This is a genomic window from Saccharicrinis fermentans DSM 9555 = JCM 21142 (assembly GCF_000517085.1).
GTDB classification, from domain to species: domain Bacteria; phylum Bacteroidota; class Bacteroidia; order Bacteroidales; family Marinilabiliaceae; genus Saccharicrinis; species Saccharicrinis fermentans.
The window spans coordinates 3,301,667-3,325,636 of sequence record NZ_KI912107.1 but is presented as its reverse complement, the minus strand read 5'-3'; the positions used below and the strand labels follow the sequence as shown (position 1 = coordinate 3,325,636).

General features: G+C 38.6%; 25 protein-coding genes and 1 pseudogene. 21 read left to right on the top strand and 5 right to left on the bottom strand.

The window, feature by feature from the left end:
- Window positions 1-25 precede the first annotated feature (25 nt).
- Together tnpC and CYTFE_RS31525 are read right to left on the bottom strand one after the other, a co-directional pair.
- Window positions 26-1,150: pseudogene (tnpC, locus tag CYTFE_RS26505) on the bottom strand (IS66 family transposase); the annotation flags it as partial.
- 115 nt (window positions 1,151-1,265) lie between these two features.
- Window positions 1,266-1,445 (bottom strand): transposase domain-containing protein, encoded by a 180-nt coding sequence (locus CYTFE_RS31525; protein ID WP_027472214.1) that lies wholly within the window; start codon window positions 1,443-1,445, stop codon window positions 1,266-1,268.
- A 1,052-nt stretch (window positions 1,446-2,497) separates the two neighbouring features.
- Between CYTFE_RS31525 and CYTFE_RS0113495 the strand changes: the two genes are divergently transcribed.
- From CYTFE_RS0113495 to CYTFE_RS0113455, 11 genes are all read left to right on the top strand, one after another.
- Window positions 2,498-2,740: an ATP-binding protein gene (locus CYTFE_RS0113495; protein ID WP_027472213.1), complete on the top strand. Its 243-nt coding sequence runs from the start codon at window positions 2,498-2,500 to the stop codon at window positions 2,738-2,740.
- 303 nt (window positions 2,741-3,043) lie between these two features.
- A complete protein-coding gene (locus CYTFE_RS31950; RefSeq protein ID WP_407689942.1) occupies window positions 3,044-3,214 on the top strand; it encodes a tyrosine-type recombinase/integrase in 171 nt (56 codons plus the stop codon).
- 220 nt (window positions 3,215-3,434) lie between these two features.
- The gene (locus CYTFE_RS0113490; protein WP_027472212.1) at window positions 3,435-4,700 is read left to right on the top strand and encodes an AAA family ATPase; all 1,266 of its coding nucleotides are present in this window, start codon (window positions 3,435-3,437) and stop codon (window positions 4,698-4,700) included.
- Window positions 4,693-5,253 (top strand): RloB family protein, encoded by a 561-nt coding sequence (locus tag CYTFE_RS0113485; RefSeq protein ID WP_027472211.1) that lies wholly within the window; start codon window positions 4,693-4,695, stop codon window positions 5,251-5,253. The genes CYTFE_RS0113490 and CYTFE_RS0113485 overlap by 8 nt, the downstream gene beginning before the upstream one ends.
- 613 nt (window positions 5,254-5,866) lie before the next feature.
- Complete coding sequence (locus tag CYTFE_RS30785; protein ID WP_211238178.1) at window positions 5,867-6,304, top strand: reverse transcriptase family protein; 438 nt, start codon at window positions 5,867-5,869, stop codon at window positions 6,302-6,304.
- 12 nt (window positions 6,305-6,316) lie between these two features.
- On the top strand, window positions 6,317-7,243 hold the full coding sequence (locus tag CYTFE_RS30780; protein ID WP_262505585.1) for a reverse transcriptase domain-containing protein: 927 nt from the start codon (window positions 6,317-6,319) through the stop codon (window positions 7,241-7,243).
- Complete coding sequence (locus tag CYTFE_RS0113475) at window positions 7,240-7,419, top strand: hypothetical protein (RefSeq protein ID WP_027472210.1); 180 nt, start codon at window positions 7,240-7,242, stop codon at window positions 7,417-7,419. The genes CYTFE_RS30780 and CYTFE_RS0113475 overlap by 4 nt, the downstream gene beginning before the upstream one ends.
- Before the next feature lie 49 nt (window positions 7,420-7,468).
- Window positions 7,469-7,762, top strand: coding sequence for a type II toxin-antitoxin system HigB family toxin (locus CYTFE_RS0113470; protein WP_027472209.1), 294 nt, complete (start codon window positions 7,469-7,471; stop codon window positions 7,760-7,762).
- A 4-nt stretch (window positions 7,763-7,766) separates the two neighbouring features.
- Window positions 7,767-8,123, top strand: a complete 357-nt coding sequence (locus tag CYTFE_RS0113465) for a helix-turn-helix domain-containing protein (RefSeq protein ID WP_027472208.1) — start codon at window positions 7,767-7,769, stop codon at window positions 8,121-8,123.
- A 235-nt stretch (window positions 8,124-8,358) separates the two neighbouring features.
- Window positions 8,359-8,709, top strand: a complete 351-nt coding sequence (locus CYTFE_RS0113460; RefSeq protein ID WP_027472207.1) for a type II toxin-antitoxin system RelE/ParE family toxin — start codon at window positions 8,359-8,361, stop codon at window positions 8,707-8,709.
- A 1-nt stretch (window position 8,710) separates the two neighbouring features.
- Window positions 8,711-9,001 (top strand): helix-turn-helix domain-containing protein, encoded by a 291-nt coding sequence (locus CYTFE_RS0113455; RefSeq protein ID WP_027472187.1) that lies wholly within the window; start codon window positions 8,711-8,713, stop codon window positions 8,999-9,001.
- Window positions 9,002-9,684: 683 nt separating this feature from the next.
- Here CYTFE_RS0113455 and istB read toward each other — a convergent pair.
- The 3 genes from istB to istA are packed head-to-tail and all read right to left on the bottom strand — an operon-like array spanning window position 9,685 to window position 11,999.
- The gene (gene istB, locus CYTFE_RS0113450; protein WP_027471363.1) at window positions 9,685-10,440 is read right to left on the bottom strand and encodes an IS21-like element helper ATPase IstB; all 756 of its coding nucleotides are present in this window, start codon (window positions 10,438-10,440) and stop codon (window positions 9,685-9,687) included.
- A 3-nt stretch (window positions 10,441-10,443) separates the two neighbouring features.
- The gene (locus tag CYTFE_RS28785; RefSeq protein ID WP_052343197.1) at window positions 10,444-10,905 is read right to left on the bottom strand and encodes a hypothetical protein; all 462 of its coding nucleotides are present in this window, start codon (window positions 10,903-10,905) and stop codon (window positions 10,444-10,446) included.
- The gene (gene istA, locus CYTFE_RS26495) at window positions 10,890-11,999 is read right to left on the bottom strand and encodes an IS21 family transposase (protein ID WP_052343196.1); all 1,110 of its coding nucleotides are present in this window, start codon (window positions 11,997-11,999) and stop codon (window positions 10,890-10,892) included. Before istA ends, CYTFE_RS28785 begins: the two co-directional genes overlap by 16 nt.
- An 83-nt stretch (window positions 12,000-12,082) precedes the next feature.
- Between istA and CYTFE_RS0113440 the strand changes: the two genes are divergently transcribed.
- The 10 genes from CYTFE_RS0113440 (at window position 12,083) to CYTFE_RS0113395 (ending at window position 23,891) form a co-directional block, all read left to right on the top strand.
- Entirely contained in the window at window positions 12,083-12,316 is a 234-nt protein-coding gene (locus CYTFE_RS0113440) for a hypothetical protein (protein ID WP_154665671.1), read from the top strand.
- Window positions 12,313-12,666 carry a hypothetical protein gene (locus CYTFE_RS0113435; protein WP_027472205.1) on the top strand — a complete coding sequence of 118 codons (354 nt, stop codon included), beginning with the start codon at window positions 12,313-12,315 and terminating at the stop codon, window positions 12,664-12,666. Before CYTFE_RS0113440 ends, CYTFE_RS0113435 begins: the two co-directional genes overlap by 4 nt.
- Before the next feature lie 90 nt (window positions 12,667-12,756).
- Window positions 12,757-13,860 (top strand): hypothetical protein, encoded by a 1,104-nt coding sequence (locus tag CYTFE_RS0113430; protein WP_027472204.1) that lies wholly within the window; start codon window positions 12,757-12,759, stop codon window positions 13,858-13,860.
- 24 nt (window positions 13,861-13,884) lie between these two features.
- Window positions 13,885-14,061: a hypothetical protein gene (locus CYTFE_RS30020; protein ID WP_154665670.1), complete on the top strand. Its 177-nt coding sequence runs from the start codon at window positions 13,885-13,887 to the stop codon at window positions 14,059-14,061.
- A 10-nt stretch (window positions 14,062-14,071) separates the two neighbouring features.
- On the top strand, window positions 14,072-14,548 hold the full coding sequence (locus CYTFE_RS0113420) for a hypothetical protein (protein WP_027472203.1): 477 nt from the start codon (window positions 14,072-14,074) through the stop codon (window positions 14,546-14,548).
- 13 nt (window positions 14,549-14,561) lie between these two features.
- Window positions 14,562-15,185 carry a hypothetical protein gene (locus tag CYTFE_RS28780; RefSeq protein WP_052343195.1) on the top strand — a complete coding sequence of 208 codons (624 nt, stop codon included), beginning with the start codon at window positions 14,562-14,564 and terminating at the stop codon, window positions 15,183-15,185.
- A gap of 19 nt (window positions 15,186-15,204) precedes the next feature.
- Window positions 15,205-17,994: a hypothetical protein gene (locus CYTFE_RS28775; RefSeq protein ID WP_052343194.1), complete on the top strand. Its 2,790-nt coding sequence runs from the start codon at window positions 15,205-15,207 to the stop codon at window positions 17,992-17,994.
- Between the two features lie 8 nt (window positions 17,995-18,002).
- On the top strand, window positions 18,003-19,028 hold the full coding sequence (locus CYTFE_RS0113405; protein WP_027472201.1) for an N-6 DNA methylase family protein: 1,026 nt from the start codon (window positions 18,003-18,005) through the stop codon (window positions 19,026-19,028).
- On the top strand, window positions 19,025-22,942 hold the full coding sequence (locus CYTFE_RS0113400) for a strawberry notch-like NTP hydrolase domain-containing protein (protein WP_027472200.1): 3,918 nt from the start codon (window positions 19,025-19,027) through the stop codon (window positions 22,940-22,942). The genes CYTFE_RS0113405 and CYTFE_RS0113400 overlap by 4 nt, the downstream gene beginning before the upstream one ends.
- A gap of 31 nt (window positions 22,943-22,973) precedes the next feature.
- A complete protein-coding gene (locus CYTFE_RS0113395) occupies window positions 22,974-23,891 on the top strand; it encodes a hypothetical protein (protein ID WP_027472199.1) in 918 nt (305 codons plus the stop codon).
- Window positions 23,892-23,970: the final 79 nt, after the last annotated feature.

Below are 23,970 nucleotides of genomic sequence, written 5' to 3'. Positions count from 1 at the left end.
TGACCGTATCCGCCCGAGCAAATACTTATTCCTGAAGCAAACTTTTATCAATAAATTGCGGCAAAAGTTCTTTGAAATTTTCGGCGGGTGTAATGTGGATGTTTTCCATGACGTACTTTAGCCATTTTTGCGGATCAATGTCAAGTTTCTTGCAAGTTCCAAAGAAGCTGTAGAACATTGCGATATTTCTGGCAGCATCATGTGAACCGGCAAACAAATAGTTCTTACGTCCCAGAGCCAAAGGGCGAATAGAGTTCTCAACCAGATTGCTGTCTATCTCCAGCATTCCGTTGGTAAGATAGTTTTGCAGGCTTGTCCAGCGATTTTTGCAATATTCAAAAGCTTTGCCCAGAGGACTTCTTGGTATTACAGATCCTTTGTGCTTGTTAATATATGCTCCAATTTCGTTAATTACAGGCAGAGCTTTTTCCAGCCGCAGAGCATGCCGTTGCTCATGGGATAGATTTTGTTCCCGTGCAATGGCCTCAATGGCATAGAGAAGCTGAATGAGGCTTAGCACGTGCGAGGCCCGTTCCTGATCGTTCTTCAGTGCGGCATCAAAATACCGTCTGGCATGTGCCCAGCATGATAAATGAGTCAGTCCTGCTTTTTTTGCCAAAAAGGTATAGCCACTATAACCGTCGGTTTGAACAAATCCACGGAACGAACTCAAGTCGTCGATGGGGCCATTGGCCGATCGGCTCTTGTAGTACTCAAACAGGACGCTTTTTGACAATGGGGCATACCGAACCCACATGTACCCCTGATGACACGTTCCTTTTTTGTTGCGATCCTGCACTTTTATTGGTGATTCATCGATCATCTGATAAATTTCCCTGAAAACATGTAATCGATGTACCACGTATAAAGGTCGCAATAAATTGGCTCCAAGTTTTATCCATGATTCCAGCGTGGAGTCCGGAATGGTAACTCCCATTTGGATGAGCATCTGGCGGGTGCGGTAAATCGGTAAGTGGTAGAGGTATTTATTGGTAAAGATCATTCCCAGTAGATTGGCACTAGCGATGCATTTATGAAGAGGTCTGTTTAAAGGAGCAATTACTTGCTTTTGATCGGCTTTCTCGTCCTCTTTGGTAATAAACTTGTAACGGATGTAATGGTTCTTAAACAATTTTGCAGGTGTATAATCCGTAAATATGCGGTCTGCTACATATTGCAAAAGTAAAAAAATGCTCCAATCCGGATGTCGATTGGAGCGTTGGAATTCTCTAAGTTTTACTGGAATCTTTTGGAATTAATCGAAATTAGTGGGTGTTTTTTGGAATATTCTGACAACTATTAGACTTTTTCCAATTGTGCGGTAAAAGATCAGCCAAGTCTAAATCATAACTACTGTTGTATAACGCCATCTTAGAAAATACATCCGTAAGCCATTCGCGAGGATTTACATCACTGGCTTTGCAGCATCCCAGTAGTGAGTCCATAATTGCTGCATTTTCTGTGGCATCATGGTTACTACAAAAAAGAAGGCTTTTCTGAGACGAGGCATAGCAACTACTATGGTGAGTTGAAGAAAAGTAACGTAGTGACTTCTTTTGAAGCCATTTAAAGGCGTAATAGATTTTCTAATGCATTTTCCGGGTTACAGCTCTCGCCGCCGACCACGGCTATTGTTCTGGCCAACCCTGCGCTCGTTAACCTGATAGTTGAGCTTTCAAATGAGAATCACTCATTGATTGAAAATTATCGTCATGTCCTTTTTGTCATTGCCACAAAAAGGACCAAAAAAGTCTAGAACAATAGATCGCTATCAACCCGCACCGAGCTCCAATTCCATCCTGCACACTCTTCTTTCGCGCTAGGCCAGCCACACTACCACCTCGAGTGCGCCCTTGAAGCTCTCTCGCCAACGCCGGCCCCGGGGCTATTGTTCTGGCCAACCATGCAATACACTAACTGATAGTTTCTTATGCAAATGGAAGATGTCGATTAAATGAAAAACACAACTCAACAACTCCATGACTTTACCAACTCGCCAACTATAACAACTCCAACAACTCGCCACCCTCAAGCTTCTCGCCAACGCCGGCCCCGGCGCTATTGTTCTGGCCAACCCTGCGCTCGTTAACCTGATAGTTGAGCTTTCAAATGAGAATCACTCATTGATTGAAAATTATCGTCATGTCCTTTTTGTCATTGCCACAAAAAGGACCAAAAAAGTCTAGAACAATAGATCGCTATCAATCCGCACCGAGCTCCAATTCCATCCTGCACACTCTTCTTTCGCGCTAGGCCAGCCACACTACCACCTCGAGTGCGCCCTTGAAGCTCTCTCGCCAACGCCGGCCCCGGGGCTATTGTTCTGGCCTGCCCTGCGGTCGTTTTATTGATAGTTTAATATTCAAATGAAAGATAACTATTAATAGAAAAATCTTAAATATAGAATTTTATAACTGAGAACTTCTATGTTCTACTTTTGGAGTCATAACTACTAACTGATGCCGATTATGGCAGGAAAACCTAAACGAATGAGCCAATGGATCTGCTCATCATTGATGATTTTGCTGTAAGAAAAATGGATGGCCAACAGTTACTGGAATTTATGGAGCTTATTGAAGACCAACACGCAAGAAATTCCACTATTATCATGCGCCAGTTAAAGGTTGTAGGCTGGTACGATGTAATGTTGTCGAACACTGCGGCTGCCGATGCCATTATGGGTAGAATCGTACATACCGCATACCGCTTCGATCTTAAAGGAGATACAAGGCGTAAATAACAGAATGAATAATTTTTTGTAAATTCATAGCTGATTAAAAAAAGTGAACGGGTATGGCCGTTTTCACAGGGTGGGTATAGACCGTTTTTTCCAAATTGACGACAGAGATTAACTTCATCACCCCACAAAAATAGAATTTACAAACACTTGGATATAAACAGATTTTATATATTTGTATATATAAAAACATGATTTGATGCCTGTAAAGCCCAAAATAATCCTCTCTTTAGCACAACACCGGAAGATGGATGTTGTAAAAATAGGAATAAACAAAAAGGTGACTCCACATATGCTACGCCACTCATTTGCAACTCATTTGCAACTCATTTATTAGAACATGGTGTCGACCTTAGATACATTCAAACGTTTTTAGGTCATGTATCGAGTACCACAACAGAAATTTACACACATGTAAGCAAACGATCTCTTGCAAATATAAAAAGCCCTTTAGACCAAATTACGGAACATAAATAACTCAATAACTGATAATTAAACAAATGTCGACATAATAGATATAAACACAATATGCATTTACACATACGTTGGCTGCAAGTGTAAGTCTATACTTTCGTGTAACCAGTTTGAAAAGAGAGTCAATTTTAAAAATAATAGACAATTTAAAAATACAACAAAAATCGATTTTAAATGTTTTATTCTATATATTTGAAAATATTTTACAAAACATGATACTAAAATGATTTTAGAAATTCGGCTAAGTAATTTTTTCTCAATTAAAGACGAAGTAGTTATTGATATGAAAGCTGCTAGTCTTAAGAGTAAAAATGTAAAAGAACTTTCTGATAATGTTTTTTCATTTGACAATGAAGAAGTCCTTAAAACAATAGCTATTTACGGTGCTAATGCATCAGGAAAAAGTAATATTATTAAAGCTATTAGATTTTGTTGTGCAATGATTTTAAATTCAACTAATCACAATGGAAATATTAAGTTTAATTATCGCAAATTCAAATTCGGTAATTGTGAAAATAAACCGAGTAATTTTTTCATCAATTTTGTGGTTAATGACATTGAGTATGAATATTCTTTTTCTGTAATGCAAGATAAGATTGTTACAGAATCTTTACATTATTACCCCAAAGGTAGAATAAAGAAGATTTTTACACGGGATGAACGTAAAGGGAAAACAAAAAAAGATAAGTACAATTTCGGGACAGACATAAAAAGACCGTTGGATGTAGCGGAAAGTACATCAGATAAAACTTTATACTTATCTCGTGCTAGTCAAATGGATAGAGACATAGCAAAAGATTTGTTTATGTATTTTAATAATACTTTTATATTAGGTTATCTAGGGCATAATGAAAGACAGATAGATGATTTATTCAAAGCATACAAGCCACATTTACTAAAAGCCCTGCAAATAGCAGATAGTGATATTGTTAATATTACAGTAAAAAAGATTAAAGCACAAGGAAAAGCTTTGAATGTAAGCTTTACAGGTACAGAACTGAAAGATGCTCGAATGGAAGATACAATGAGGGAGCAATTGCAAATAAAAACGTTTCATAAAGCGGATCCTAGCATTAGTTTTGACCTATTTACAGAGGAATCTGCTGGTACAAAAAAGTTGTTTATTGTTATGTTGAGTATTCTTGACATCATAGCAAATAATAAAGTATTGTTGGTTGATGAAATTGGAGATAGTTTACATACTGATATAATTGAGTATATTTTTAATTTATTTAGAGCAAGTGGTAAGGCACAGCTTATCTGTACGACGCATAATACTCGCTTCTTGAGTTTAAAGAAATTTCGAAAAGACCAATTTTATTTTGTAAACAAAAAGGAAGATGCTTCAACTGATTTATACTCATTGTATGATTATAGTGATTTTCGTGACACAATGGATTTAGAAAAAGCATATCTGCAAGGGCGTTTTGACGCTGTTCCTTTTGTTAATGATTCGATCAAGAACCTAAAACAATTAATAGATGGCTAGTAGAAAACGAAAAGCTCCTAAAGGCAAAAAAGTTAATCCAAAATTCTGGGTTTTCTGCGAGGGAGAAACAGAAGAGGCATTTATTTATTATCTGAAAGCGAAATATCGTTTACCTTTTAAAATAATTCCAAAAATAATTGGTCAAAATATTAGTGATGATTTGATAGAAAGGCATAAAAATAAAAAGGAAACACATATAAAAGATAAAACTTTCTTAATCTATGATGCAGATGTACCTGATGTTTTAAATCGGTTGAAGGCTATTAAGAAAGGAAAATTATTAGCTACTAATCCTACTATTGAATATTGGTTTTTACTTCACTACAAAAATCAAACTGGATCTATTAGTGAAGCCGAGTGTATACGCCAATTGTGTAATCGAAACCACAATACTTATAAGAAAGGGTTAATTGACGACAAATTGAAACAGCAGCTGGATACAAAACAAAATGAAGCTAATAAGAGAGCAAAACAAACAAGATTGTATGAGAATCCGAGTTCTAATATCTTTGAATTCCTTGAAGAGCTTGAACAAGCAAAGGGTGAGATTTAATTAAATAAACACCAGCAGCCAACACGCGGTAATAAGTAATTTGGCTGCAAGTGATTTGCGTAGGTTTGAGCTTTTTAATTAGGTTGAGAGGAATTAATGAATATGGTGTTGTAAAGTGCCAAACTACTCATACCGCCAACGTTAGTGTGCCACGAAGCTGTGGTAATCCAGTAGGTGTAAATCCTACCTAAATAATTTGCTGTTCATTTAGAAGAGCTGCCGACAGTTAAGCCCGTGAGGGTCTTCGCTGAAGCTCGGTATGTTCAAATGACCAAGCCGTAATGCGCAAGCGTGAACCCGTGGTAGCTTCGAGAAGTGTATCAGTAGATGGGGAGAGTTTTGACGGTCTTCGAACCCTGTTACGTTGTATGAATTAACAGCAATTTGAAATACAACGGTCTACCGGAGTCATAGGGATGGCGTGGTTATAGATGGATTATTACGGAACGTGGGAGGACTCTTGTTTTAAAGTTTGGCAATCTTAAACAGGCTGATATAAGCATAGCGAAATTCAGCAAGGAAACAAGAGAAGTCGGAGGAGCCCATAGTACCACAGACTGTAGCGACAACAAAACGCTGCATAGGGAAGGGGCTCTACTTTAGAGAAGCTTATATGGAAAACAGAACGACCTATATTGACGCAAGTCTATTAGTAAGTCCATCGTCATTTCTGACCGATGAAAGAGTTCGTGAATTCCAAAGGAAGCTATACGTTAGAGCCAAGCAAGACAAGGAATTTAAAGCTTATAGTTTAAGCGACAAGATGAGCTTAGACTATGTGATAGAGGAATCCTATCGTAGAGTAAAACAGAATTATTCCAAAGGCACAGGAGTTGACAAGATGTCGTTTGCAGATATTGAGAAATATGGTGTATCCAAATTCCTCAAGGAGTTGCAAACAGAACTTCGTACCAATACCTACCGAAGTCAGGCTGTTCGTCAGGTAGAAATCCCGAAGGAGAAGAAAGGTGAGTTTCGCATGTTGGGTATTCCCACCATAAAAGACAGAGTAGCACAAATGGCTGTTAAGATGCTGATTGAGCCACTTTGAGAAGCCGACTTTATTACTACTTCATATGGATTTAGACCCAAACGGGGGGCACAGGATGCAATCAAGCAAATCAAACAGAATATCTACGATGGACATCATTTCATCTATGATGCAGATTTATCGAAATACTTCGATACCATTCCTCACGATAAACTGTTTGTACTGCTTAAAGAACGCATCAGTGACAAAGGAATTCTGGATATTATCGAACAGTGGTTAACAGCCCCAAAACAATTAAAGAACGGAAAGTTGTTGTCGAGTACAGCAGGTACGCCGCAAGGAGGGGTTATTAGTCCATTGTTATCGAATATTTACCTACATGCTTTTGACCGAATAGTCAATAATTCAAAGAGTAAATTCTCCAAAGCAAACATACGAATTGTGCGTTATGCCGATGACTTTGTGCTTATGGGAACTTACTATTACAGCAGAGAAATATTAGCACATATCGATTCATTAATGACACGGATGGGGCTTACCATCAATAAGGAAAAGACAACTATTTTGCATGTGCATAAGAAAAGCCTATTCTTTTTGGGGTTTGAGTTCAGGGTAATCCGCTCCAAATTCGCTTGGAACAGGAAGAACTATACCAACGTCCGCCCGAGTATGAAATCAAGGAGTAAACTCTTTGCCAACATTCGTGAGCTTTTAGCAAAACGTAGGCATTGGAAGATTGAACCTTTGCTTTACAAGCTCAACTCATTATTAATAGGTTGGCTTAATTATTTCTCTATAAATAAGGTAACGCACATTTGGGAAACCATAAAGGTTATCATCAAACACTTGGATTATAAACTATTTAAATGGCTCAAAAGCAAAGGACGTAAAGCGCACAAGTCGCTTCGCCAGCGACCATACAGTACTTTTGTACAAAGCAAAAGGCTGTTAGACTTGGAAAAGTATGCACGCTTGAAAACCCTTGCGAAAGCTCAATGAAGAACTCTATCGGTAAGCCGTATGAGGGAAAACTTCACGTACGGTTTGATGAAGGGGGCGCTGATAGTTTACTTATTATTGCTACTTTTAGAAGTAATAATGGGAGTAAGCTATCAGGCTCTACTCTACACAATAATGCTAAAAAAACATTCTGCACAAAAATAAAACAACTCTAAATTACCAAACTGGTAACTTTTAATTATCTTTGTTTGATAAAGATAAAAAATGAGAGTAATTGCAAAAAAGATACTTCGTGATTTTTGGGAGAAATATACCGACTCAGAGCAACAATTAAAGACTTGGTATAAAGAAGCTTCAAAAGCCGATTGGAAAACCCCAAACGATATTAAAGATGAATATGCGAAATCGAGTATCTTAAAAAATGGGAAAGTTGTTTTTAATATTTGTGGCAATAAATATCGATTAATAGTCGACATAAATTATGAAAGACAATGGGTATTTATCCTATTTATTGGGACACATAAAGAGTATGACAAAATAAACGCAGACAAAATTTAAGATTATGAATATTAAAGCTATAAAAACAGAAGAGGATTATAATCAAGCACTTCAAAGACTTGAGAAAATATTTCATGCACCCATTAATTCTATTGAGGGAGATGAAGCAGAAGTTCTATCAATACTAATTGAAAAATACGAAGATGAGAACTATCCTATTGAAGCACCAGATCCAATTGAGGCGATATTGTTCAGAATGGAACAAATGGACATGACAAAAAAAGATTTAGCAGATGTGCTTGGGTACAAAAGTAGAGTTTCAGAGATTTTTAGTAAAAAGAGAAAACTAAATATAAATATGATTCGCAAACTTCATGACAAGATGAATATTCCGTATGAGTCGTTGATTGCGAATTATTAAAGCACTATTGTTAACAAATTGTATGTGATCATGGCAGTTGTAGTGCAAATTCCAGCGATCTACCCCGCTCCAAAACCGGTGGGTCCTGAGACAGGAAAGCACACGCACTCTGCCACGCCACATACAAGTGACCGTTAGCCCCTATACATTTTCACAACTAAAAAAAATCATAATTATAGAAATTCAGAAATAGTTCATATTTTGCTTTTTGTAACTTTAAAGTTACCTTTGCTGTGTGAATAGAGTAAGAGAAGTAATTGCATATAAAAATTATTTTCAAGACTTCCTGAAAAACCAAACAATTAAAGTTCAGGACAAAATATTTAAAGTCATTGAAATAATTGAGACATACGAAAGAATACCGTCTCAATATCTTAAAGCAATTACTGGAACTGACGGACTTTATGAAGCACGAGTAAAATTGGCTTCAGATATTTGGAGAGTCTTTTGCTTTTTTGACAAAGGGAAATTGGTGATTTTACTTAATGGATTTCAGAAGAAAACACAGAAAACACCAAAGAAAGAAATTGAAAAAGCAAAAAAATTAATGATGGAGTATTTTGACGAAAAAAGAAAGGGTGAATAATATGAAAACTAAAAGTTGGTCTGAAATAAAGAATGATGTATATGGTGAAAAAGGTACAGAAAGACGTGACGAACTGGAACGTGATTTTGAATCTTTTAAAATAGGACTTTTATTACGCCAAGCAAGAGAGGAAAAACATCTAACACAAACAGAACTTGCTGACAGAGTAGATAAAAAACGCACATATATATCACGTGTAGAAAATAATGGTAGCAACTTGACTTTAAAAACCCTTTATGACATTGTTGAAAAAGGACTGGGTGGAAAAGTTAAAATTCAAATAGAACTCTAATTATAGAAGAGTACAGGGGCTAACACTGTGTATAATTAATGGCGGGCTTGGTTGTTTTTTTGTCGGGCGGATTCTCGCATTTAATTTCGTCCTGCCGGACAGAAATTCTCTCCGAAAATTTGCCACTAAACCATACCCAAACCGTTGGGCAACATGCAAAAAAACTACCGTAAATAGAAATTATCATAAGATATAAATATAAAGTCAGTAGATTGAAAATACCTTATAAAGTAAATATGCGGTCTGCTGCATATTGCAAAAGTAAAAAAACGCTCCAATCGGGATGTCGATTGGAGCGTTGGAATTCTCTAAGTTTTACTGGAATCTTTTGGAATTAATCGAAATTAGTGGGTGTTTTTTGGAATATTCTGACAACTATTAGACTTTTTCCAATTGTGCGGTAAAAGATCAGCCAAGTCTAAATCATAACTACTGTTGTATAACGCCATCTTAGAAAATACATCCGTAAGCCATCTGCGAGGATTTACATCACTGGTGGATATTCTGGAGCATGTTGACCCCTTGCCAAACGTTGGTTGAAGTTATGTTTTCAGCATGACATTGAGAATAGCAAATTATACATCAGCAATTTTTCGCAATAGTATTCCATCACTTATGATTAAAAAATATATTGCTAATCCCTTGCATGCAAAGAGAGCGTAGCGAACGAAGCATGCAAGGGATTAGTGTTCATGAGAAAAGATTGTTTTTCTGTTTTCCATCCGATAGCTTTTCCCTTCCAATTTCAAGACTTCACATCGATAAAGCAAGCGATCTAACAGTGCCGTGGCCAGGACTTCATCCTCGAGGGTTTCAGCCCATTGTTTAGGCGATTTATTTGTTGTAATAATCACAGAGGTCTGTTCATGTAGGTGATTTACAAGGTTGAAAAATGCCACAGCTTCATGTTTCTTAATAGGAAAAAGCATTATATCATCAATCGCAATTAAATGAGCTTTTGTCAGTCGGTTGTAAGCATTTAAAGCAGAAGATGTCATTTCTTTCATTTTTAATATGGTAACAAGTTCTTCCATTGTGATGAAATAAGATTTGTACCCGGCAACTACAGCATCATGCACAAGGCCCGCCGCAATATAGGTTTTACCGGTTCCGGATGGTCCCATTAAAACCAGATTGTAGTTTTGTTCCAGCCACATCAACTCACGCAGTTGTTTTAGTTGGGGTTTTGTAATACCGTTGGCAACATTAAAATCGTAGTTATCCAGCTGATGTTTCTTCGGTAATCTGGCTAGTTTGAGTCTTCGCTCCAGATCGGTATTTTGCCTGTGAAGGACTTCTTTTTTCAATAACTCCAGGGTGAATTCCGTATATGAAAGCTTATCTATTTGCGCCTGATGCAAGATTTCTTCTGGGGACTTCTTTGTCTGGGTAAGCCGCAATAATTCGGCATACTGCTTGATTTGTTCTATTTGCTTCATGATCTATCTCAATAATGTTTCATAAATTTCGATACTACTTTGGGCAGGAGCAATCGACTCCTTAGGGGGTTCCACATTCACTTTACTGATGTTTATTTTACTCGCCTCCGATATTTGTTTTTCTTCGTTTTGAAGATGGGCAAGTACCTCCGCAAATCGATACCCATTAAACACTTTGTTTTCGATGCAGAAGTTTAAAGTTTCCGTTTTTACCCGATCGTTCGCATTGTTTATAGCTTTTAAAATTTTCCTTATATTATCATGAAAATAACGCGGTTTGTCATTTTCCAGGTCAGCCAAATAGCTTTGTGATTCTGGTGTATTGCCAAAAGCGTTTAATAAAAGTTCATATCTCTGTTGTAGCGTCTTTGATTTTTCGCGGCAGTGATCCGTGTTGCGCACCAAAACACCCTTTCCCAGCGGAATCTTATGAGACGCAACAAGCGTATTTACATCAGATAACAAGTCCAGGGTATCCCTTTGTCATCAAGAAGCACGGTTGTATCGGCATCTTTGTAAGTCCCTATTGGTAAACTGTAAAAATTTCCCTTGTAGGCAACGGTGTTGTCTTTTCGAACCTTGTAACCAGGCAGTAATATTAATGGTTTTTCAGGGGTGTCGCGGTAAGGTTCCAGATGTGATTGTTCAATCAACCATTGTTCATAAGGGACTTTCCTGGTGGTTCCGTGAAGCTTGGCATTTGCTGTACGTTTAAGCCATACCAGGCAATCTTCCTGAAGGGTGTTTTGATCCTGAAATGTACGACCTTTCAGGAAGTTATATTTGACATATTTCACCACATTCTCAACCTTTCCCTTGGATTCAGGATCTGCTTTCCTGCAAAAAATAGTTTCAAAAGAGTATTGCTGGCAAAAACTTCGAAATCCTTCTGTTAATAAAACATCACCAAGATTTTCCCCCTTTATAAATACTTTATCCTGATCGTAAATGATCTTACTTGGTATACCGTTAAAGTAATTAAAAGCTAACTCGTGAGCATATACCGCAGTTTGGGTGGTAAAAGGGCAGCGTTGACAATAAACGTACTTGTAGCGAGAACGCGAAAGTACCATGGCGAAGAAATACACTTTGATACGATGACCTTCTCCACTCTGCATAGTAATCTCGCCAAAATCAACCTGAGCCTCGCTACCATAAGCTACCTCAGGCAGCTTTTGATATTGACGGGAACCCACTTCTTTGTACTTATTGATGGCATGCTTCTCCCGAATCGTTTTTACGAAGTTATAGACCGTTTTGCTATCTGCTTTCGGTAAATCTTCAAATGATTCTTTTAAACGATCTTCTACCTGGGCGGCTGACAAGTAAGGCGTGCTTTCGAGAAGTGTTTTTACATATTTATAATAACCAGAGAGCTTTTTTGACAGGCGATGCGGCTTATTTATCCACAACATAAAAGTCTGTTCATCCATTGCTAAATATTTACGGACAGTGCCTCTATCTATCTCAAGCTCTCTACTTATTTGACTCTTATTGAGTCCTTGTTTCCATAATTCATTAACTTTGTACCACATAAAAACTTTTTGGTTTTTATTCATAGCCTTTGTTTTTTTAGATTTCACAACCTAAAAATGGAGGCTATTTTTTATTTCTACAACTGGTGATGTTCTATTGCGAAATTTTGATGGTACTAATTTCCTATTTACATACCGCAAACAGAAACATCAAATATCTATCCAAAGAAGTTATTCCTTTCAGCGAACCGCTGGACGTGAATAGCAGCATTCATACAGTTTATAAAAGCAATATGAAAAGTGGTGCTGAACCATTGAACATTCGCATTTACATTCAGTACGAAGATTTTAAAGAGCCATTGGCAAAAGTTGAATCCAAAAAACAGGAGGCTGAATCATGATGAACACAAGCGAACTGTTACACACCATTGCCAAAGACCGCATTGAAGGACTTCGCACGATAGACAGCTATCAATTGAAGCCTGTAATGATAACAGTAACATCGGCAAACCACAGCATCGACCTGAATAATGATATGTGGATTCTGAATACCAAATCTCTTCCTGCACATATCGAGGAAATTGAAATGATTAGCAGCGATAATGTGTTTACGGCTACCCCCGAAGAATACGACTTTATGGATGAGTTTCGATTCCGTGTTTTCACAGATTACATCGACATCAAAACCATTGCAGAAACATTCAAGCCTTACCGCTTGGAATTTGTAAAGATTATTCCCCACCGCACGTAAAACGTGAGTTGATAATTGGATATATACATCAAGATTTTACAAGCTGTAAATAGTCTTGATACTTGATACTAACTACTTGATACTATTAAAATGTTAGATTACAGAGAGCAGATACAAAGCATATTCGAGTTTATAAAGCGTTCAGAGGTAGAACAAAAATACCCATACGCCTATGAAATATACCTGGTAACAGGCATTGATGAAACGGCATTGACTTCAAGAACTGCCGGAACAGAGATGTTCAATAGTGATATTGAGAAAGCCATTGAGAAGGCAAAACAGGCACACGGTACATTGCGTGTGAATGTGTATGGTGGTAAAAGCCATAATGCCAAACATTTGAACGATTACACCATCAACGTTAGTGGATTAATGAATCCACCCAAAGCACCTTTGGAACGTGGCGATATTCAAACTATCGTGCAACAGGAAGTTGAAAAGCAACAAATTCAGAGTAGTAACGATGGATTGGGCGAAATCAACGGTTTATTAGGTTTGATTACAGGAGAAAACGAACAGGCAAAAGGCAAAGTTGAAAGCTTGTTTGGTCTGTTCAATGCCTTATCTGGAAACAACAAAGAGGTTGAAAGAATCTCTTACCAAAAGCAATTGGATGACTTCAAGTTTGAAACACGCTATACCAACCTAGAAGAAAGGTACGAACGCTTGCGCAATGAGAACGCTGAACTAAGAGCTGAAAAAGAACGCTATTATGGCGAAAATAAAGAGCTAAAAACCGATAAAACAGACCTTGAAAGTCGTCTTGCCGGATATGCTCCAAACGAAGTAATGAAGCGTGTTGCCACAGGCGCATTAGTAGGTATCGGTTCTCGCATCCTTACCAATAGTCCCAAAACAGCAGAGCTATTAGGTTTATCAGCAGATGAACTCAAAGGAGCTTTAGGAATGGTTGATGATGGTTCTGACGAATCAGCTCAAATCCCTGAAACCAATGTGGAGATTACTGATATGGGTTCTTCCAACTCTCCCGAAGACAAGAAGAAAGCAGAGATTATCAAGAACTTATCCGATGCCCTTAGAACATGGGAATTACAAGAGGTGGCTAAAATCGCAAATATCGTAGGTCTATGCTTAGACAAAGCAGAACTCATTAATAAAACCCTCATGTTCCTGAATCAAGCGGTTAATGGCATTTCAGAACCAGGAGAAACCGAATTAGATAACGAAGAATAAGTCAACTAAAAAAAATAGACGATTATGAGAAAATTCAAAGTAGGAATAACGATTGAAGCCGATACAACAGAGACGGTTAAGCAAGTTGGAAACCTTATTCAAAACGCAGTTGATAAGGTGGAACAAGAGGATATTGTTAAGCTGCTGAGCAAGGTGGCGAAGAATCCAACGATTGTAAAAACGGCATTACGATACATCTAAAAATTAAGCTATGGAGTTGGATAAGGCAAGCAAATCAGCACTCATTGGCACAGGCATTCGTGTAGGTATTCCCTTTGTCGCTTTAAGCATTGGGGGATTCTTGATTTATCGTGCCATCAAAAAGCGTAGGAATCCTGACGGCACATCAGCCAGTGCAGCTCCTTCGATAAAGAAAATGGAGATAAAACAACAGAATCTGACCATATCGCCATCGGATGCTGCCTTATTTGCCAACACCCTTTACGGTGCAATGCTTGATTTTGGTACAGATGAAGAAACGATTTATAGCACCATAGACAAGGTGAAAACCAAGGATGACATGCTGCTTGTAATTAAAGCCTTTGGTCTAAAGATGTACTTGATTGGAGGGCGGGCTGCTCTTTTAGGACAAAACCACAACCTGATTGGTTGGCTTCGTTTTGAGTTAGGCGACAAAGAGATTGCCAAAATCAAACCTAAGTTCGACAGTTGGGGAATCCCTCTCTAAAACACAGTAAACTATGGATGCAAAGAAAAAGAAGATATTATTTATTTCGGGAGGGGTGTTAACCACCGGGGCGATAGTGACCACAATTGTTTTGATTCGCAGAAGAAACAAACGCAAACGTGGGCTATTGCCCCAAGGTGGTTCTGACAAAAGTCCTGCAAATATTCTAACTACAAATAACAATGCGCTGCCTCCTAATTTTAAGAATTGGAATGGTAGCAGCACTTACCTCGCATCAATGCCCAGAGGGATTCGTAATAACAATCCGGGCAATATCATTCAAAGCAATAGTAAGTGGCATGGTAAGCTATCCAAGGACCAGAACAAAGACAGACGATTTGAGATGTTTATGGCTCCTGAATATGGTGTTAGGGCTATGATAAAGCTTTTGCAGAACTATATGGGCAAAGGATTTACTACGGTTGAGAAGATTGTAAAGCGTTATGCTCCAAGCTTTGAAAATAACACAAAGGCATACATCAATACAGTCTGTAAAGATTTAAAGGTGCAGCCACAAACCAAGCTACGACCAACAAAAAACACGCTTCGCCTTTTGGTTCTCTCAATGACAAAAGTGGAAAATGGCAAGAGCTTTATCACTCCGCAACTCTTTGAGCAAGCCTATTCAATGATTTAAAAACTTATAAGATATTAAAATGGGTACTATAAAGAAATTCAAAGGAGGCGTACCTCCAACACTTAGAAACGGAGAATGGGCAACCAATGGCAATTACGCCTATTTAGGAATGCCTTTTGATGAGTATAAAGTGTTCCAGGGCATTTTTGATTTAAGTGAATCACAGTCGGTATCAGGATTTGATTTTGAGCCTGAGCAGAAAGGTTTTATCATTAAAAAAGATACACCTTTTTCACAAATCGTGGACTTAATCAATTCATTGCCCAAGGCATTAAAGTATAACGATGATGACGCAACAAGTATCAATTTGTTGTTTGAAGATAGTCCGTATATGGATGATACAGGTTCCAGGATTGCCTTTCGTGATTTTTCCTACACCATCAACCTGAAACCTTTGGCAACAGGTAGCAATGTGCTTTTCAATATAGACAACGCTTTCCTGATTAATAACAGCAATGTAAACTTTGAAAAAATCAATTTTCAGTATCCTGCATCTAAAGGGGCATTGGAGCTTTTTAATAGTTCGACTACGCTTAGTGATTGTGGTTTTGAAGCCAAACAAGATGTTGCTGCAGGCGATATTGTTTTCAAAGATTTGGGACTGAATAGAATTGTGGTTGTCAAGCCATCATTCAAAATGGAAGCCAATAATGTGGGTAGTATTTTTGATGTAATTGAATCAGGAACTACAGCAAATCTAGTTAATCCAACACTATCGGATTCAGCTTATGCACCACGAACAGCAGCAGGGCTTTTAAAAGGTGGTATTATCATTATTGGTAATGCAAACAACATCAAGCCATCGGGCGAAGATTCTTTACAGACAAGCCCTACGTCAAACGAGCATGGCGGTATTGAAATACGCACCACTTTTGCGGATAGTATCAGCGGTTCTGTTACTGGTATCAGTTACAACGACCTTGCTGACAAACCTGATTTAGCTTATAAGGCAGATTTGGTTGATGGTCAAATACCATCGGTACAGTTACCATCATATGTGGATGACGTATTAGAATATGCAACTCTTGCCGGCTTCCCTGAAAGTGGAGAAACAGGCAAAATATATCTCGATAAGGAAAGGAATAAAACCTATCGTTGGAGTGGTTCGGAATACATTTTTGTAGGTAATGCGCTTGAGTTGGGCGAAACAGAAACAACTGCCCATCGAGGTGACCACGGTAAAACAGCTTATGAACACAGCCAGGCTGACCATGCTCCATCTGATGCAACTAAGGGTGCAGACTGGAATGAAAACGTGAGTAACAAACCCACTACCATATCAGAGGAACAGGCAACAGCTATCGAAGCCAATAGTGAGAAACGTAGCTATCCACAAACTGATGAAGACAAGCTTTCTGGTATAGAGGAAAACGCTACAAATGGCGCAGATTGGGAATCGAATATTGCCAATAAACCAACGACTATATCGGAAGACCAAGCCACAGCTATTGAGGCTAATACTGAAAAGCGTTCTTATCCTGAAGCGGATGAAAATAAGTTATCAGGTATTGAAGAGAATGCTACTGCCGGGGCTGATTGGAATGAAAATATAAGCAATAAGCCGACTACCATATCAGAGGAACAGGCAACAGCTATTGAAACCAATACTGAGAAACGTAGTTATCCACAAGCCGATGAAGACAAGCTTTCTAGCATAGAGGAAAACGCCACGAATGGCGCAGACTGGGAATCCAATATTGCCAATAAACCAACTACCATTTCAGAAGACCAGGCTACAGCGATTGAGGCAAATACTGAAAAGCGTTCTTACCCTGAAACGGACGAAAACAAACTGGCAGGTGTTGAAGAGAATGCTACTGCCGGGGCAGACTGGGAGGCTAATGTGAGTAACAAACCTACTACCATATCAGAGGAACAGGCAACGGCTATCGAAGCCAATACAGAGAAACGTAGCTATCCACAATCTGATGAAGACAAGCTTTCTGGTATAGAGGAAAACGCTACAAATGGCGCAGACTGGGAATCGAATATTGCCAATAAACCAATAACTATATCGGAAGACCAAGCTACAGCGATTGAGGCTAATACTGAAAAGCGTTCTTATCCTGAAACGGATGAAAATAAGTTATCTGGTATTGAAGAGAATGCAACTTCCGGGGCAGATTGGGAGGCTAATGTGAGTAACAAACCAACTACCATATCAGAGGGACAGGCAACGGCTATCGAAGCCAATACAGAAAAACGTAGCTACTCACAATCTGATGAAGATAAGCTTTCTGGCATTGAAGAAAACGCTACTAATGGAGCAGACTGGGAATCCAATATTGCGAATAAACCAACGACTATCTCAGAAGACCAAGCCACAGCAATTGAGGCGAATACTGAAAAGCGTTCTTATCCCGAAACGGACGAGAATAAGTTATCAGGTATTGAAGAGAATGCTACTGCCGGGGCAGATTGGGAGGCTAATGTGAGTAACAAACCTACTACCATATCAGAGGAACAGGCAACGGCTATTGAAGCCAATACGGAGAAACGTAGTTATCCACAAGCCGATGAAGACAAGCTTTCAGGTATTGAGGAAAACGCTTCTAATGGAGCTGATTGGGATACCAACTTACAGAACATTCCTGATTTCTTAAAAAAGTTCCTACAGATATATGCTGATTCAGGAATCTTTTCTGGAGAAGACTGGGAAGCAAAATTGGCTGAGCTTCTAAACTTCCAAATCAACTTCATGAAAAACTTTGTAGATGCAGATGTGGACAGTCTTTCGGTTGATGTAGCAGGGAATAACTTGAAACTGACATTCAAAGACGAAACAGATAAGACAATCACACTTGATTAAATCTCTAAATGGATAAAAAGGGCTACATATCAAGAGTTCGTGAGGATTTACTGGGCGCTCGCAAGCACTCTAAAACCACAATAGAAAGTATTGCTAAAAGCTTCGGTATTACCAATAAGAACCTTGTTAAAGAGTTTACCGAACTGGCAATAATCCTTAACGCAAGAGAGGTAGCACACGATAGTTCGTTAAGCACTTACGAAAAGTACCTTGATATTGTAGCCCTTTACCAATCACAGGTTAACCTGTCCATGAGAACGAGCATGAGCGTTCTCATGCAGCAATATTCCACTCCTGCACCTATTTCGTTTTTGGCTTCGAGTTATATTCTTAATTCGAGCAATGAATCCATTTACCTCGAACCATCAGCAGGCAATGGTTTATTGACCATTGCACTTCCATACAGAAAGACATTTGTAAATGAATTGGATGATGTAAGACTTGAAAACCTCAAGCAGCAGCCATTTGCAAATATTAGTAGTTGGGATGCCTTGCAACCTCCCAAAGTATATGACGAAAATTTTGATGGAATAGTTACCAATCCACCTTTCGGTTCACTTTCTGAACCCATTCTATTTGGGAAATTCAAAATCAAACGATTAGAACATGCTATGGCTCTGAATGCCTTACGCTGCATGAAAGACAAGGGCAAAGCAGCCATTATCATAGGTGGTCATACCACCTGGGATGAACAAGGCAGAGTAACTGCGGGGAACAATCGCATTTTCCTGAATTACCTCTATCATTTTTACAATGTAGAAGACATCATCCTAATTAACGGCAAGAAGCTTTACTCCAGACAAGGAACTTCAATCAATACACGATTGATTCTGATTGATGGAGCTAAAGAAACACCATCAGGCGCAGCTCCACTTAAAAATAAATTGCATAGCACCATTGTCAATAACCATGAAGAGCTTTGGGATAGAGTATGGCTAGAACCTCAGCTTATTAGCAACGATACCGACAAGCTGAAATTATTAAAGCTACACGCTAAAGCAATCTCCATAAAACAAAAACAACTCTCTATATGAAACAGGCAATAGCATTCACTAAAAATAGCATTACCGTCAAGTTTGGTAGTGTTCCACCACAACATATATCTACAAGGCTTATTGAGCTAGGTTTTAAAACCACCAACAACAAAAGCTTTGTGCGCACCAAAAAGCTGGCTCAGAATGAGCATGAATACCTACAAGGTATGCTTGGTGTTCAAGGCTTGGGTATGGCTTATATTCCAACAGCCGAGAAAGGTTTTATACTAGATACTACAGTACCCGATTCGATGGGGCATGAAATGCACATTGCCATCCGTAAAATCAAGAAAAGCATTGGGATGCCTCTGTTTGATTTCGTTGCCGAGAAACTCGATTACGAAAATGATGACTTGGTAAAGTCTCTTTCGTGTGAACAGATTGATGCTGTATCATTAGCTATCTACAATATTGAAAAACGTAAGCAAGGAATCATCGTTGGCGACCAAACAGGCATTGGTAAAGGGAGAACGGCAGCAGCTTTAATTCGCTACGGTGTGAAAAGTGGTTTGCAGCCTGTGTTCTTATCTGAAAAGCCCAATCTGTTTACGGACTTGTATCGCGATTTATCAGACATAGGAAGTTCTGCCCTGGTTCCGTTTATAGTGAATACCAAAGAGAGTAAAACCAATATCAAGGATAAAAGCGGAGAAGTGATTTATACAGCTCCCGAAAAGCCTACTCAGGAGCGGATTATTAAGAGTAAGAAAGCACCCAATAATTACAATTTTATTTGTGCTACCTATTCACAATTCAACCAACCGAAAAAACCAGCCAAACAGCAGTTTCTAAGTTCTGTAGCCAATGGTAATGTCATTATCATGGACGAAGCTCACAATGCTTCAGGAAGTTCTAATACAGGCGAATTTATGCAAGATGTATTGCGCCAAACCAAAGGTGTTTGTTTCCTATCCGCCACATTTGCTAAGCGTCCAGATAACATGCCAATTTATGCTCAAAAAACATCTATGAGTGATGCCAATATGAGCAAAGAAGATTTGGTAGAGGCGATTATGAAAGGCGGTGTAGCCTTGCAAGAAGTACTCGCTGCACAATTGGTGAGTGAGGGACAAATGATAAGGCGTGAACGCTCTTTCGAGGGTGTTGAAGTAAACTACATTGAACTAAAAGAAAAAGCCAAAGAACAGGCTGATATTGCAGACAAGGTTACGGCTATCATTCGTGATATTATAGGCTTCCAGGAGAAGTATATCAACAAGCAAGTAAAGGAGCTAGATGGCATTGCAGCAGCCGAGGGAAAGGAAGTTGAAACCAGAAAAGGAACAAGCAAAGCAGGGGTTGATAATGTACCGTATTTCTCAAAGGTCTTTAATGTCATTAACCAATTGCTGTTTAGTATCAATGCCTCCGATGTTGCCGAACATGCCATACAGAGATTGAAGCAAGGCAAAAAGCCGATCATTGCTTTTGCCTCCACAATGGGAAGTTTTTTAGAAGGCATGGCAAAACCCGATGATGTGATAAACGGAGATTTTTCTATCGTATTGGAGAAAGGATTGGATTCAGTTCTCCGCTATACAGAGAAAGATATTGATGGCGAAGGTCAAGGGAAAACCTTTAACATATCAGATTTGTCCGAAGATGCTCAATTGGCTTACCATGATATTATCAGACGAATTGAACAAGCTTCAACAGGAATTACCATTAGCCCACTGGACCTAATCATCCAAAAAATAAAAGAAGCCGGCTATTCAGTTGGCGAAGTTACGGGGCGTAAGCTTTGTGTACAATACAACTCTACCAAAGCTAAGAATACAACGGCATTGGTAATGAGGCGTAAAAAAGAAAATACAGCGGATTTATTTCGTCAGTTTAATGAGAATGAATTGGATTGTTTGCTTATCAATCAAAGTGGTTCGACAGGAGCTTCAGCACATGCCATTGTTACCGATAAAGTATCAGCTGATAAAGTGAAGCAGCGTGTGATGGTGATACTCCAACCGGAATTGAACATCAACACCGAGATTCAAAAGCGTGGTAGAATCAATCGTACAGGGCAAATAATGAAACCGATTTACGATTACATTATTTCTGCTATTCCTGCACAAAAGCGTTTTATGATGATGCTTAAAAAGAAGCTGAAATCATTGGATGCGAATACTACCTCCAACCAAAAGAACAGTAAATCACAATTGGAATCGGACGACTTTTTAAATAAGTACGGAGACAAAGTGGTACGTCAATACATGTTGGAAAACGAAGAGCTAAACAAAGCTTTGGACAACCCATTAAAGTTTGATGGTAAGGATAGTGATGGAACGCCAACAGAGGGCGATGCTTCAAAAGTAACGGGTCGTGTAGCCGTTCTTTCTGTAAAGGAACAAGAGAAATTTTATAGCGAGATTATTGAGCGTTATAACGATTATATCGAATACCTCAAACAAGCCGATGAATATGACTTAGAAGTGGAGATTTTAAATCTAAAAGCGGAATCCATTGATAAGAATGTGGTCATTGCCGGGAAAGGTGGACGCTCGGTTTTTGGTAACGATACACTATTAGAAAAATGTGAATGTAATGTACTCAAAAAGCCTTATGTCAAAGCTGATGTTGAGAAATTGATACAAAAGGCTCTCGGTAATAAACAGCCAGATGGCATTTCTGAAGATATAGTTTTCGCACATGAGAAGTATGTGCAAAATAAGCTGAGTTCCGATATAAAGGACTTAGAAGAGAAGTATAAAGACTTGTTGGATGGTATTCCTGAAGAAAAAGGGTATCAGAAAATCCCTGTGTTTGAGAAGCAACAGCGAATGCAATATATCGTTGAGCGTGAAGATGAAATCATTAAAGCCAAAGGGCTTGATACCACTCGAATAAAAACACAAAGCGAAAACCGTCAACGCTACTTAAATAACTTCTTCAAATACTTCAAGGTTGGGCATGGCTATTTCTATCCTGCGGTAAGCTTTGAAACCGATAGTAGCGATAATTCCTATTGTATCTTTTTAGGCTTTGATATTAACACAAAACGCAAGAATCCTTATGCGCCATCTTCGGTAAAGTTACGCTTTGCCATTTCAGACAGTCGTAAATACATCGTGTTGGCTGCATCGGGCGATACAGCCAAGGAAATTGAGCGGATTATGAGCCGTAGTATACAGCTCACATCAAATCAGAAAGAAATATTAATTGACCGATGGGATGAAGCGATTAAAGCCTTTACAGCAGATAGGCAAAACCGCTACATCGTAACAGGAAATATCTTACAAGGAGCTGCCGATTTTTCAGGCAAGTTGGTAAGCTTTACAACCAAAGGTAGAGGTGTTCAGAAAGGAATTTTAATGTCAGAAGCCTGGTCGCCTGACAACAACGATAATAAGGCAGATAATTACGTTGTAGCTCCAATAGCCAAACTTCAAAAACATATTATGAGCCTACGCAATGGCTCAACTATTGCCACCGAAAACAGAATCACAATAGCTAGGCATTATGATGATACTTTCAAGGTCATCATGCCTAAAACTAAAAGCCATATTCCAATATACACGGATAAAGAAGTGTTAAAGCTTTTGGTCAATAATCGTGACGGTTTTGAGATGGTATCGGGTAATATGAGAGCTTCGGTAGAAGAAAGTAAAATGCCCAAGCTGATTAACCTACTTGGAGAGCGATTCAGTTTATCGGTTAAAATACCACGTCATTATTACGATGAGTATTTGGATAAAGGAACAAAACGGGACACCACCACAGACAGCCTTACCAATGAGGCAATGCAGATGTTTGAGCAAGATAAAAAGGAGTTCCCAAAACGACTAGCCAAGCAGAAACAAGCAGCACCGAAAGGCAAAAAGATAAAGCTTGATAGCGGAAAGCAATTAAAGCTTGTAAAACTCCGTGCAAAAGCAATCCTAATTAAGCAGAAACAGCTTCGAGCAGTAGCCGGGCTTTAAACCAATTCAGAAACTATAAAATATTTATACGATGAAACTTACAGTTAAAAATTACAAAGAAGCTACTAGAAATATAGATTTCAAAAAACTACCAGAAGCAGCTCGTGAAGCACATAAAGAGTTTGATTCATTTGCTGATTTCTACAATGAAGACAAGGACATTAAAGAAATGCTTGATAATCATTTCAAGATAGTTGAGCCATATTTGAAACAGAACACAAAACGCTTCCCTGAACTTGAAGATAGGCATCCTTTAAATATCCTAGATAAAGAATCAGGTCAGTACAAAGAAGTGTTAAAGGAATATCGTGAAAGTAAAAAGAAGAAACCTACATCAAAACCCAAAACAACCAAAAGAAAAACAGTCGCACCCAAAAGCTCCATGAACAGAACATCTAAACAGGCACAACGAAAGCCTATCGAGGTTGACCTAATGCCATTGGAGATAAAGATAATCAGGCGTTATCTGAACTTCCACAACAAAAGGGTTAGCGAACGTCAAGTATCGCTATTGTATAAGGTTATTCAAAAGGCTGCTACAGAAAAGACCATTCGCAAATCAAGCAAGTATGCAGCTGAGATTAAAAGCATCGGAAATGACCTTATTAAGACCTACAAGTCCATGAATGGCACATGTAAGTTTGAAGTTCCTGATTCACTTTACAATAAACTCAAGAACATAGTTGATGATTATGGTGTAACTCCTGCAGTTGCATTGATAAAACGTTTTATCAATCTATATGGTAATATCACAAAAGCAAAAGCACAACGACTATTAACTTCTGTTACCAACTCATTAAAAAATGGTAAGGTTAAGAAGTCCGAAAAGGAGTTTGAACAGGTTAAGAACGTTCAGAAACACTTACATGATTATCTGGAGAGTGACAAATTGCTTGTTACCAATGTTCAGCTTAAAGGTTTACAAGGTATTGCCGGATTGGGAAAGTAAATGCCACTACCAAAATTACGCCCAACGGTAGTGGCTTAAAAAACAGGGCAATAACCCGAAGTACTGCAAGAACCACAGC

Coding starts and splice junctions, on each gene's coding strand:
- CYTFE_RS31525 (WP_027472214.1), bottom strand. CDS start 1,445: ATGGACTCACTACTGGGATGCTGCAAAGCCAGTGATGTAAATCCTCGC.
- CYTFE_RS0113495 (WP_027472213.1), top strand. CDS start 2,498: ATGGATCTGCTCATCATTGATGATTTTGCTGTAAGAAAAATGGATGGC.
- CYTFE_RS0113490 (WP_027472212.1), top strand. CDS start 3,435: ATGATTTTAGAAATTCGGCTAAGTAATTTTTTCTCAATTAAAGACGAA.
- CYTFE_RS0113485 (WP_027472211.1), top strand. CDS start 4,693: ATGGCTAGTAGAAAACGAAAAGCTCCTAAAGGCAAAAAAGTTAATCCA.
- CYTFE_RS30785 (WP_211238178.1), top strand. CDS start 5,867: ATGGAAAACAGAACGACCTATATTGACGCAAGTCTATTAGTAAGTCCA.
- CYTFE_RS0113475 (WP_027472210.1), top strand. CDS start 7,240: ATGAAGAACTCTATCGGTAAGCCGTATGAGGGAAAACTTCACGTACGG.
- CYTFE_RS0113470 (WP_027472209.1), top strand. CDS start 7,469: ATGAGAGTAATTGCAAAAAAGATACTTCGTGATTTTTGGGAGAAATAT.
- CYTFE_RS0113465 (WP_027472208.1), top strand. CDS start 7,767: ATGAATATTAAAGCTATAAAAACAGAAGAGGATTATAATCAAGCACTT.
- CYTFE_RS0113455 (WP_027472187.1), top strand. CDS start 8,711: ATGAAAACTAAAAGTTGGTCTGAAATAAAGAATGATGTATATGGTGAA.
- istB (WP_027471363.1), bottom strand. CDS start 10,440: ATGAAGCAAATAGAACAAATCAAGCAGTATGCCGAATTATTGCGGCTT.
- istA (WP_052343196.1), bottom strand. CDS start 11,999: ATGAATAAAAACCAAAAAGTTTTTATGTGGTACAAAGTTAATGAATTA.
- CYTFE_RS0113435 (WP_027472205.1), top strand. CDS start 12,313: ATGATGAACACAAGCGAACTGTTACACACCATTGCCAAAGACCGCATT.
- CYTFE_RS0113430 (WP_027472204.1), top strand. CDS start 12,757: ATGTTAGATTACAGAGAGCAGATACAAAGCATATTCGAGTTTATAAAG.
- CYTFE_RS30020 (WP_154665670.1), top strand. CDS start 13,885: ATGAGAAAATTCAAAGTAGGAATAACGATTGAAGCCGATACAACAGAG.
- CYTFE_RS0113420 (WP_027472203.1), top strand. CDS start 14,072: ATGGAGTTGGATAAGGCAAGCAAATCAGCACTCATTGGCACAGGCATT.
- CYTFE_RS28780 (WP_052343195.1), top strand. CDS start 14,562: ATGGATGCAAAGAAAAAGAAGATATTATTTATTTCGGGAGGGGTGTTA.
- CYTFE_RS28775 (WP_052343194.1), top strand. CDS start 15,205: ATGGGTACTATAAAGAAATTCAAAGGAGGCGTACCTCCAACACTTAGA.
- CYTFE_RS0113405 (WP_027472201.1), top strand. CDS start 18,003: ATGGATAAAAAGGGCTACATATCAAGAGTTCGTGAGGATTTACTGGGC.
- CYTFE_RS0113400 (WP_027472200.1), top strand. CDS start 19,025: ATGAAACAGGCAATAGCATTCACTAAAAATAGCATTACCGTCAAGTTT.
- CYTFE_RS0113395 (WP_027472199.1), top strand. CDS start 22,974: ATGAAACTTACAGTTAAAAATTACAAAGAAGCTACTAGAAATATAGAT.